General features: G+C 52.9%; 10 protein-coding genes and 5 tRNA genes. All 15 read left to right on the forward strand.

The genetic code is table 11. The annotated features are described in order from the left end of the window. Positions 1–130: 130 nt before the first annotated feature. The 15 genes from amrB to rpoB all read left to right on the forward strand — a co-directional run bounded on the left by amrB (position 131) and on the right by rpoB (position 10,037). The gene (gene amrB, locus ACJ77P_RS02265; RefSeq protein ID WP_367360697.1) at positions 131–958 is read left to right on the forward strand and encodes an AmmeMemoRadiSam system protein B; all 828 of its coding nucleotides are present in this window, start codon (positions 131–133) and stop codon (positions 956–958) included. A gap of 2 nt (positions 959–960) precedes the next feature. After that, complete coding sequence (gene amrA / locus ACJ77P_RS02270; RefSeq protein WP_367360696.1) at positions 961–1,539, forward strand: AmmeMemoRadiSam system protein A; 579 nt, start codon at positions 961–963, stop codon at positions 1,537–1,539. A gap of 167 nt (positions 1,540–1,706) precedes the next feature. Continuing rightward, positions 1,707–1,782, forward strand: a tRNA-Thr gene (locus ACJ77P_RS02275). A 20-nt stretch (positions 1,783–1,802) separates the two neighbouring features. Next, positions 1,803–1,887: transfer RNA gene (locus tag ACJ77P_RS02280), tRNA-Tyr, on the forward strand. Between the two features lie 77 nt (positions 1,888–1,964). Beyond that, positions 1,965–2,040, forward strand: a tRNA-Gly gene (locus tag ACJ77P_RS02285). Positions 2,041–2,184: 144 nt separating this feature from the next. Next, positions 2,185–2,260, forward strand: a tRNA-Thr gene (locus tag ACJ77P_RS02290). Positions 2,261–2,282: 22 nt separating this feature from the next. Continuing rightward, positions 2,283–2,432, forward strand: a complete 150-nt coding sequence (rpmG, locus tag ACJ77P_RS02295; protein ID WP_011416199.1) for a 50S ribosomal protein L33 — start codon at positions 2,283–2,285, stop codon at positions 2,430–2,432. Positions 2,433–2,458: 26 nt separating this feature from the next. Further along, positions 2,459–2,535, forward strand: a tRNA-Trp gene (locus ACJ77P_RS02300). 41 nt (positions 2,536–2,576) lie between these two features. Beyond that, entirely contained in the window at positions 2,577–2,780 is a 204-nt protein-coding gene (secE, locus tag ACJ77P_RS02305) for a preprotein translocase subunit SecE (protein ID WP_367360695.1), read from the forward strand. Between the two features lie 6 nt (positions 2,781–2,786). Beyond that, positions 2,787–3,317 (forward strand): transcription termination/antitermination protein NusG, encoded by a 531-nt coding sequence (gene nusG / locus ACJ77P_RS02310; protein ID WP_367360694.1) that lies wholly within the window; start codon positions 2,787–2,789, stop codon positions 3,315–3,317. Positions 3,318–3,371: 54 nt separating this feature from the next. Further along, a complete protein-coding gene (rplK, locus tag ACJ77P_RS02315; RefSeq protein WP_367360693.1) occupies positions 3,372–3,797 on the forward strand; it encodes a 50S ribosomal protein L11 in 426 nt (141 codons plus the stop codon). A gap of 144 nt (positions 3,798–3,941) precedes the next feature. Then, the gene (gene rplA / locus ACJ77P_RS02320) at positions 3,942–4,640 is read left to right on the forward strand and encodes a 50S ribosomal protein L1 (RefSeq protein WP_367360692.1); all 699 of its coding nucleotides are present in this window, start codon (positions 3,942–3,944) and stop codon (positions 4,638–4,640) included. A gap of 292 nt (positions 4,641–4,932) precedes the next feature. Further along, the gene (gene rplJ, locus ACJ77P_RS02325) at positions 4,933–5,457 is read left to right on the forward strand and encodes a 50S ribosomal protein L10 (protein WP_367360691.1); all 525 of its coding nucleotides are present in this window, start codon (positions 4,933–4,935) and stop codon (positions 5,455–5,457) included. 51 nt (positions 5,458–5,508) lie between these two features. Beyond that, positions 5,509–5,892 carry a 50S ribosomal protein L7/L12 gene (rplL, locus tag ACJ77P_RS02330; protein WP_367360690.1) on the forward strand — a complete coding sequence of 128 codons (384 nt, stop codon included), beginning with the start codon at positions 5,509–5,511 and terminating at the stop codon, positions 5,890–5,892. A 53-nt stretch (positions 5,893–5,945) separates the two neighbouring features. Then, positions 5,946–10,037: a DNA-directed RNA polymerase subunit beta gene (gene rpoB / locus ACJ77P_RS02335; RefSeq protein ID WP_367360689.1), complete on the forward strand. Its 4,092-nt coding sequence runs from the start codon at positions 5,946–5,948 to the stop codon at positions 10,035–10,037. Positions 10,038–10,066 lie beyond the last annotated feature (29 nt).

Here is a 10,066-nt window from a genome sequence, read left to right on the forward strand (position 1 = left end):
CTGCAGGGGACTGGCCAAGGGGCGATCCGGAACGTCCCTTTGAATCAGGAACCAGCCACAACAGATGCAGCGCGGCGGCTGGAAGAAACCGTTCCAGCCTGAAAGCTGCCATGGAACGGAGGAGTTCGCTATGGACTATATTAAAAAATCCCTGATTGCAGGTTCATGGTACCCGGGAAATCCTCGAATTCTCGAACGGGATATCCTTGATTATTTCAAGAAAGTGCCGGATGACCCGATTGGGGGGGAGATTCTCGGTCTCGTCGCACCCCATGCGGGATACATGTATTCCGGACAGGTTGCGGCACACGCCTATAAGCAGATCACGGGGAAGGCTTACGATGTCGTCTTCGTGATCGGTCCGAGTCACCGATCCTACTTCCGGGGTGTCTCCCTTTTCAACCAGGGAGGGTATGAAACGCCTCTGGGCATCGTCAATGTCCATGAGTCCGTCGCCGCCGGGCTTCTCGAAGGGAGCCCTCGAATTTCCTTTCTGCCGGATGTACATCTGCAGGAGCATTCCGTGGAAATTCAGCTGCCCTTTCTGCAGGTTGCACTCGGGGCATTCCTCTTTGTTCCTTTGATCATGGGCGATCAGGATGAAGAGACCTGCAGAATGCTGGCCGATGCCATCATTTCCAGCGCCGGGAATCAGAACATTCTGGTTGTCGGCAGCTCGGATCTGTCCCACTATCACAACTACGAGGAAGCGATTAAAATGGACAGGCGCATTCTCGATCATCTCGGCAGAATGGACGAGAAGGGCTTATTGAGGGATCTGCAGAGGGGAGTCGGTGAGGCCTGCGGTGGCGGGCCGGCGGCTGTGACGGTGATGGTGGCTAAAGGATTGGGTGCGGACAAGGCGGCAGTTTTAACGTACGCGAATTCCGGGGATGTGACCGGGGATCGAAGCGGTGTCGTCGGATATGCCGCCTCCGTTTTCTACAGGGGGGAATAGGGATGAGCCTGTCGGAAGGAGAAAGAAAGGCCCTGCTCGAGATCGTCCGTTCAACGATCGAAGGGAAGCTCCAGGCTGGTGGAGAATTGTGCGAGACGCCGGGGGACAGCCGAATTCCCTCGGTACTTCAGGAGAAAAGGGGCGTGTTTGTCACCCTCAAGAAGCGGGGACAATTGCGGGGTTGCATCGGGTATATACAGCCCTTCAGGCCTCTTGAACAGGCCGTGAGAGAAATGGCCCTGGCCGCCGCCTTTCAAGACCCGAGATTTTCCCCCTTGAGCCGTGATGAACTGGGGGAAATCTCCGTAGAGATATCCGTGCTGTCACCCTTGAAAAGAATAGAGCGCCCGGAAGAAATCGAAGTCGGAAAACATGGACTGTACATCGTGCTGGGAAATCGTTCGGGCTTGCTGTTGCCTCAGGTAGCGACGGAATATGGCTGGGATGCCTTGACTTTTCTCGAGGAGACCTGCTATAAGGCCGGGTTGCCCAACGACGCCTGGCAGGATGAACGTGCGGCTATCTACGCCTTTTCCGCTGAAATCATTGAAGAACCTGGGGGGATGGCAGGGCCGGACTGATGGAAAAAATAGTTGGATTGTTCCACAAAGGCAGAGAAAACCGGGAAAAAGATTGTTTAAAATTTACTTGACAAACGTAGGCAATCCAATTAAGTTCACCGCTTCAGGGTTTTTCTCGCATTGTTTCCGAGAATCGGACTCTTGAGGCAACTTGTGAATGAGTTTGTGCTGGCGTAGCTCAATCGGTAGAGCAGCTGATTTGTAATCAGCAGGTTGCGGGTTCGAGTCCCATCGCCAGCTCCAGATTGAGTATTTTTAAAATTGGAGGGGTTCCCGAGCGGTCAAAGGGAGCAGACTGTAAATCTGTCGGCTCAGCCTACGGAGGTTCGAACCCTCCCCCCTCCACCATTTACTGCCTCCCTTACGGAGGATGAAGGTTTGGTACAGGAACTTTCCGGGTTTTATCCATCGAATTCCATCGGTAAGCGGGAGTAGCTCAGGGGCTAGAGCGTCAGCCTTCCAAGCTGAGGGTCGCGGGTTCGAATCCCGTTTCCCGCTCCATTTAGTTCCATTTCAGGAATGTGCGGGGTTGATAACGTCTTCCGGCGTAATGGCAGAAGAAATCGATTGCGCAGCATGTTGCATCCTGGAGAGGCAGGAACGAACCGCGAAAAGTCAGGAAGTAACGCAGATAAAATCATAAACGCCCACGTAGCTCAGTCGGTAGAGCACATCCTTGGTAAGGATGAGGTCACCAGTTCAATCCTGGTCGTGGGCTCCAGTGGTGTGCAGGCAGGAGAGGTATGCGTAATATTATTATTTTGGCATGTACGGAGTGTAAGCAGAAGAATTACACGACAACCAAGAACAAGAGGACGATGCAGGGTCGGTTTGAAATAAAGAAATACTGCCGGTTCTGCCGTTCACACAAGCTCCACAGGGAGACCAAATAGGCGAATCATATTTGCGCGACACTTACAGGCCAGTAGCTCTAATGGATAGAGCGCCGGACTCCAAATCCGGATGCTGGGGGTTCGAGTCCCTCCTGGCCTGCCATTTTTTTTAGTAGGTCAAGGGTCCTGGACATGGGAAATATAATGATCAAGTTGAAGGGCTATATCGAAATTATAAGCCTGTTTTTAAAGGGAGCGAGGGCGGAGCTTAAAAAGGTGACGTGGCCCACGCCGAAGCAGACCTTGGCTTCCACCTCCGTGGTCATTATCGTTGTCTTCATTGTTTCCACCTTCCTCGGGATCGTAGATTTCGGCCTTACCAAGACGATCAAGCTGGTGTTAGGTTAAAATACTATGGCTTTCAAATGGTATGTCGTGCATACATATTCCGGTTTCGAAAGCAAGGTGAAACAGTCTCTGCAGGAACGGATAGGGGCCGCAGGCATGCAGTCCCGTTTTTCAGACATCCTGATTCCCGAAGAGGATGTCGTCGAACTGGTGTCCGGTACGAAAAAGACGTCGAAGCGCAAGTTCTTTCCGGGGTACATTCTTGTAAAGATGGAGCTGGACGATGATACGTGGCACCTTGTGAAGGATACTCCGAAGGTGACGGGATTCATCGGAAGCAGGGAGAAACCTTCGCCTATTCCCGACCGGGACGTGGAGCTGCTGAAAACGAGAATCGACGAAGGGACCTTGAAGCCCAAGCCCAAGTTCAAATTTGAAGTGGGTGACCATGTGACCATCGTGGATGGTCCCTTTACAAATTTCGATGGAGTGATCGACGAGGTCAAGGCTGAGAAGGGAAAGTTGAGAGTCATTGTCAGCATCTTCGGTCGACCGACGCCGGTGGAGCTGGATTTTATTCAGGTTGTTCAGAGCTGATCAGGAAGAAACCGTCCGGACAGCCTCAAGATCATAACGTAAGGTGGTTATATTATGGCCAAGAAAGTCATCGCTAATATCAAACTTCAACTCAAAGCGGGAAAAGCAACACCATCACCGCCGGTCGGTCCGGCTTTGGGCCAGCATGGCGTTAATATCATGGAATTCTGCAAGGCGTATAACGCTTTGACGCAAAACCAGGAAGGGACGGTCATCCCCGTGCTGATAACCGTTTATGCGGACCGGTCCTTTACCTTTGTCACAAAAACGCCCCCTGCCTCCGTACTGCTGAAGCAGGCGGCAAAAATCGCCAAGGGCGCCAGTGACCCGAAGCGGGACAAGGTGGGGACGGTATCGGCACAGCAGGTGCGGGAGATTGCCGATTTGAAGTACAAGGACTTGAACGCCGTGGACATGGCAGGGGCGATTCGGATCGTCGAAGGGACGGCGAAATCGATGGGGATTGAGATCGCCGATTAAGCTGCGGGCCATGCCATCTGCGGTTGCCTGAAGTGTTTTTCAGGGAAGACGGAAAGATCGATTCTATAAAAAAACCAGCTGAGACCCTGAAAAAGAGGATGCTGTCCGTCACGACGGGTCGAAACTGTACATTGAGGTTGAATCATGCCAAAAAGGGGAAAGACATATCTAGCTGCGAAAGAGAAGGTAGAGGCGGGACACCGCTATACGCTTTCCGAAGCCCTGGAACTTGTAACGAGTTCTGCAAGGGGGAAGTTTGACGAAACGGTCGAGGCCGCTGTCCGCCTCGGTGTGAACCCGGCCCATGCGGATCAGATGGTCCGGGGCAGCGTCGTTCTGCCGAACGGATTGGGGAAATCGGTGCGGGTTCTGGTTTTTGCGAAGGGCGAGAAGGAAAAGGAAGCCATGGACGCGGGAGCCGACTACACCGGATCCGATGAATACATCGAAAAGATCAAGGGGGGATGGCTTGAATTCGACCGTGTGATCGCAACACCCGATATGATGGGGAATGTCGGTAAGCTCGGGAAGATTCTCGGCCCCCGGGGATTGATGCCTAATCCGAAAGTGGGGACGGTGACCTTCGATGTCGCCCAGGCCGTCAGGGATGTCAAAGCGGGTAAAGTCGAATTCCGGGTGGAGAAGGCAGGAATCGTCCACAGCCCGGTGGGAAAAGTATCCTTTGGCCCGGAGAAGCTGATGGAAAACATTCAGGCTCTCATGGAAATGATCGTCAAGTTGAAACCCGCCACCAGCAAGGGAACCTATATCAAAGGGGTTGCGGTTTCCTCGACGATGGGACCCGGGGTGAGGGTCGATCCGCTGGATTTGAGAAATCTTTAAGAATTCAAATTACTTCTGTTTTAATCAGTTCAAGGCAGATGTGAAATCATACCACTAAATAGAGAAATCTGAGACAGCAGGTACAGGGTTTAAACGATGCGCGCATCGGCCTGCCGAGATAGCTATTGAGTGAAGCAGAGTCATGCTTCAGTGCCATAAGTTTGTGTGTATGTTCCTGTGTGCTGCTCAGTTCTCCTATTTTTTTAATTCCTTAGTAACAGGTTCTGATTTCCCGGGAAGATAATTTATTCCGCCATGCCCATCGCGTGGCGGGCGAGAAAGGAGGTTAAGGTTGGATCGGAGAACGAAAGAGCAGGTTGCCGTTGAGCTCCACCAGAAGGTCAAGTCATTCAAGCTGGCCGTTTTGGCAAACTTCAGAGGAATCGATGTCGCCAAGATGACAGCCCTGCGAAATGACCTGCGGAAGTCTAACACGGAGTTGAAAGTTGTAAAAAACACCCTTTTGAACATCGCGTCACGGGATACTTCCCTTGAGGCATTGCAGGACCATTTCAAAGGGCCGTTGGCTTTGATTCTCAGTTATGGCGATCCCGTGGAGCCGAGTAAGATTCTGTCTGATTTCGCGAAGAAGAATGCAGAATTGGAGCTTAAAGTCGGCATGTTGGGCGATAAGGTCATTACGATTGAGCAGTTGAAGGCGTTGGCGGAACTACCCAGCAGGGAGATTCTGCTTGCCAAGATGCTTTCTGTAATGGTGGGCGTTCAGACGCAGCTGGTCAATGTACTCAGCGCTGTGCCGCGAGGGTTTGTCCGGGTGCTGGATGGATATCGAGCTAAAAAGGAAGAGGGCAATTAAAGGCCCATTCCTTGAGGAACATTAAACAAAACACACAGGAAGGGATAGAAAATGGCGGATATTACAAAAGAAGATGTTGTGAAATTCATTGAAGGGATGACCGTTCTGGAACTGTCCGAGCTGGTCAAGGAACTGGAAGAGAGATTCGGTGTGTCGGCGGCGGCCCCTGTAGCGGTTGCCGCGGTTGCGGGCCCGGCGGAGGCGGCGGCGCCAGCCGAAGAAAAGACGGAATTCGATGCGATCCTGACGGGATTCGGCGATCAGAAAATCCAGGTCATCAAGGTTGTCCGGGCCATCACGGGCCTTGGCCTGAAAGAGGCGAAAGACCTGGTGGAAGGTGTACCAAAACCCATCAAGGAAGCGGTATCCAAGGATGAGGCCGCTGACATCAAGAAGAAGATTGAAGAAGTCGGCGGGACCGTCGAAGTTAAATAATTGAATATAACAAGGGCACAGTCATTGTGCCCGAACTATTATTTAGGAATGCCATGGGCGAATTTAGAAAAAACTTTGGCCGTATCGAGGAAATTCTGGAAGTTCCCAACCTGATTGACATTCAAGTCAGGTCCTACGAGATTTTTCTCCAGGAGAAGGTGGCTTCGGAAAATCGAAAGAATTACGGTCTGCAGGGTGCCTTTAAAAGCGTTTTTCCCATTTCGGATTTCAGTGGGAAATGTTCGCTGGAATTTGTTAGCTATAAGATAGGGGCTGTTCGTTATGACGTCAACGAGTGCATTCAGAAGGGGATGACCTATGCAGCTCCCCTTAAGATCGTCGTGCGGCTCGTTGTTTTTGATACGGACCGCGTGTCCGATCAGAAAAACATCCGGGACATCAAAGAGCAGGAGATTTATTTCGGTGAGATTCCTCTGATGACGGAAAAGGGGACTTTCATCGTCAATGGAACGGAACGCGTTATCGTCAGCCAGCTGCACCGATCCCCAGGCATATTTTTCGACCATGATAAAGGAAAAACGTTAACAAGCGGAAAACTGATCTATTCAGCCAGGATCATTCCCATCCGAGGATCCTGGCTGGATCTGGAATTTGATTCCAAGGATCTGCTCTATGTCCGCATCGACCGCCGCAGGAAGATGCCCGTCACCATTCTTCTCAAGGCGATGGGTTACTCCACGGAAGATCTGCTTAATTACTTTTATGATGTGGAACACGTCTTCTGCGAAGGAGATTCCTTCGCTGTAGCTGTCGAAGAATCTCTCGTCGGCCACAAGCTGTCTGACGATATTCGGGACATTCATACGGGTGACGTCCTGTTCAAGAAGGGACGCCGCATCACCAAGACGATCTTCAAAAAAATCAAGGAGCAGCATGTTGATCGGATTCCGTTGGAGGTCGAGGAGCTGCCGGGAAGAATTCTGGCGGCCGATGTCCTGGATCCGGAAACGGGAGAGGTCATCTTCCGCTGCAATGAGGCGTTGACTGCCGCAGCCGTTGACGCGATCCGGGAAAAGGGGATCCGGAAGCTCAGCGTCATTCAGATCGGCGAGGATATGGCAAACACCTCCATACGGGACACCTTGCTGGTTGACCGGACGGAGAACTCCGGTGATGCCATCATCGAAATCTACCGCCGCTTGAGGCCAAGCAATCCGCCGACGCCCGATACGGCGCAGAAGTTTTTCAACAGCCTCTTCTTTGAGAACGAAAGCTACGATCTGTCCGCGGTCGGGCGGGCGAAGATGAACTACAAGCTTCACCTGGATGTTTCCACGGACGTGACGGTCTTGAGAAACGAAGACATCATGGCCGCCGTCAAATATCTCATCGACCTTAAAAACGGGGTTCCGGAATGCAGTGTGGATGACATTGATCACCTCGGTAACAGGAGGGTGCGCTCCGTCGGCGAGCTGATCGAAAACCAGTACCGTATCGGTCTGGTGCGCATGGAACGGGCGATCAAGGAGAAAATGAGCCTTCAGGACATCGAAACCATGATGCCTCATGACCTCGTCAATGTAAAGCCCGTGTCCGCAGTGGTCAGTGAGTTTTTCGGCAGCAGCCAGCTTTCGCAGTTCATGGACCAGACCAATCCCCTGTCCGAGATTACCCATAAGAGGAGACTGTCCGCCCTGGGCCCCGGCGGCCTGACACGGGAAAGGGCCGGGTTTGAGGTGCGGGATGTTCATCCCACCCATTACGGTCGAATCTGCCCCGTGGAGACACCGGAAGGACCGAATATCGGGTTGATCGTTTCCCTCAGCACGTACGCCAGGGTGAATGAGTTCGGATTTATTGAGACGCCTTACCGCATGGTGCAGGAGGGTCGGGTCCTGCCGGATATCAAATTTCTGACAGCCATTGAAGAGGAAAACCTGGTGGTCGCCCCTGCCGACCAGCCGGTGAATCCCGACGGAAGCTTCATCGGGGAGCTGATTTCGGCAAGAAAGGGTGGAGACTTTGTCTCGGTGGTTCCCTCGGACGTCAACATGGTTGACGTATCTCCGAATCAGCTGGTCAGCGTCGCGGCGACGCTGATCCCCTTTCTTGAACATGACGATGCAAACCGCGCCCTCATGGGATCGAACATGCAGCGGCAGGCGGTTCCCCTGATGAGGCCGGAGATCCCTCTCGTGGGAACCGGCATGGAAAGGGCTGTCGCCCGGGATTCCGGAGCGGTTGTGGTTGCCAGGAGATCCGGGGTTGTCGAGAGCGTCGATGCCTCCAGAATCGTCATCAAGTGCGAGGACGCAGAAAAGGAGGACAGCGATACAGGCGTCGATATCTATACCCTGATCAAATATCAGCGCTCCAACCAGGATACCTGCTTCAACCAGAAGGCCATCGTCAACAAGGGGGACCGGGTCAAGAGAGGCGACATCATCGCTGATGGACCGGCCACGGATAATGGTGAACTCGCCCTGGGCCGCAATGTGATGGTCGCCTTCATGTCCTGGGGGGGGTACAACTATGAAGACTCCATCCTCGTGAGTGAACGGATCGTTAAGGAGGATATCTACACATCCATCCATATTGAAGAATTTGAAACCATGGCCAGGGACACCAAGCTCGGCAAGGAGGATATCACGAGGGATATTCCAAATGTCGGCGAAGAGGCCCTCCGCAATCTCGATGACAGCGGAATCGTTCGGATGGGTGTCTCCGTAAAGGCCGGCGACATCCTGGTGGGTAAAATCACCCCCAAGGGGGAAACCCAGCTGTCGTCCGAAGAAAAACTCCTCCGCGCCATATTCGGAGAGAAAGCCAGCGATGTGAGGGACACCTCGCTCCGTGTTCCGCCGGGTGTCGAGGGGACCGTCATCGATGCCAAGATCTTTACCCGCAAGGGAGCGGAGAAGGATCTGAGGTCTCAGTACATTGAAGATGAAGCGGCAGCGATGCTTCAAAAGGACCGGGATGACGAGATCCGGATCGTTACGGAAACCGTGAAGAAGGACGTCAGCTCATTGCTTCAGGGAAAACAGTCCGGTGCCCGGATTGTGGATCCGAAGAGAAAGAAAATATGCCTCAAAAAAGGCGATGTCATCACCCCTGAAATTTTGAATGAGATTCCCCTGAATCTGTGGAAGGAAATTTCCCTCGTGGATGATGACGAGACCGAGAAGGCGGTCGTCCGCATGATGACCAACCTCTATAACAAGATCGAGCTCGTCGAGGCTTACTACAATGAGAAGATGGAGAAGCTCAAAGCCAGCGATGAACTGCCGCCCGGAGTGATCAAAATGGTGAAGGTCTATATCGCCATAAAGAGAAAGCTTCAAGCCGGAGATAAAATGGCGGGACGGCATGGAAACAAGGGTGTTCTTTCCAGAATCCTGCCGGAAGAGGATATGCCTTATTTCAAGGACGGCAGGCCCGTCGACATCGTGCTGAATCCCCTGGGGGTTCCCTCACGAATGAATGTGGGCCAGATCCTTGAGACGCATCTCGGCTGGGCGGCGAAAGGACTGGGCGAAAAGCTCAATGATCTGCTGGAGCGCTATTCAAGCCGGAACCCCGTTCGGGACGAGTTGAAGAACATCTACTCGTCGAAAGAGTTTGACAAATTTGTCGACGGGGCAACGGAAGAGGACGTCACGAGGTTTGTGCGCAGGCTTCAGCGCGGCATAGCCGTTTCGTCGCCGGTCTTTGATGGCGCCAGTGAAGAGGATATCCGGGATATGCTGGAACTGGCGGGTCTTCCGTCGAAGGGGCAGGCGACGCTCTATGACGGCCGCACGGGCGAACCCTTCGACCAGGAGATCACGGTGGGTATGATCTATATGCTCAAGCTGCATCACCTTGTGGACAATAAGATTCACGCCAGATCCATCGGTCCGTACTCACTGGTCACTCAGCAGCCTCTGGGCGGGAAGGCCCAGTTCGGCGGGCAGAGACTCGGTGAAATGGAAGTCTGGGCCATGGAAGCTTACGGCGCCGCGTATTCGCTGCAGGAATTTTTGACCGTCAAGTCGGATGACGTTGCCGGCCGAACGAGGATTTATGAAGCGATTGTTAAGGGTGAAAATACATCAGAACCAGGCCTGCCGGAGTCGTTTAACGTTCTCGTAAAAGAACTGCAGAGTCTTTGCCTTGATGTGGAATTGATTGAAGAGGAATAGTAAAGGCCTCCTTCATCGCCGACATCGAG

The organism is Syntrophus buswellii (assembly GCF_046097065.1).
Taxonomy (GTDB): Bacteria; Desulfobacterota; Syntrophia; order Syntrophales; family Syntrophaceae; genus Syntrophus; species Syntrophus buswellii.

What these genes read in the sequence shown, in the direction of transcription:
- amrB (WP_367360697.1), top strand. Translation starts at nt 131, where the DNA reads ATGGACTATATTAAAAAATCCCTGATTGCAGGTTCATGGTACCCGGGA.
- amrA (WP_367360696.1), top strand. Translation starts at nt 961, where the DNA reads ATGAGCCTGTCGGAAGGAGAAAGAAAGGCCCTGCTCGAGATCGTCCGT.
- rpmG (WP_011416199.1), top strand. Translation starts at nt 2,283, where the DNA reads ATGCGTAATATTATTATTTTGGCATGTACGGAGTGTAAGCAGAAGAAT.
- secE (WP_367360695.1), top strand. Translation starts at nt 2,577, where the DNA reads ATGATCAAGTTGAAGGGCTATATCGAAATTATAAGCCTGTTTTTAAAG.
- nusG (WP_367360694.1), top strand. Translation starts at nt 2,787, where the DNA reads ATGGCTTTCAAATGGTATGTCGTGCATACATATTCCGGTTTCGAAAGC.
- rplK (WP_367360693.1), top strand. Translation starts at nt 3,372, where the DNA reads ATGGCCAAGAAAGTCATCGCTAATATCAAACTTCAACTCAAAGCGGGA.
- rplA (WP_367360692.1), top strand. Translation starts at nt 3,942, where the DNA reads ATGCCAAAAAGGGGAAAGACATATCTAGCTGCGAAAGAGAAGGTAGAG.
- rplL (WP_367360690.1), top strand. Translation starts at nt 5,509, where the DNA reads ATGGCGGATATTACAAAAGAAGATGTTGTGAAATTCATTGAAGGGATG.
- rpoB (WP_367360689.1), top strand. Translation starts at nt 5,946, where the DNA reads ATGGGCGAATTTAGAAAAAACTTTGGCCGTATCGAGGAAATTCTGGAA.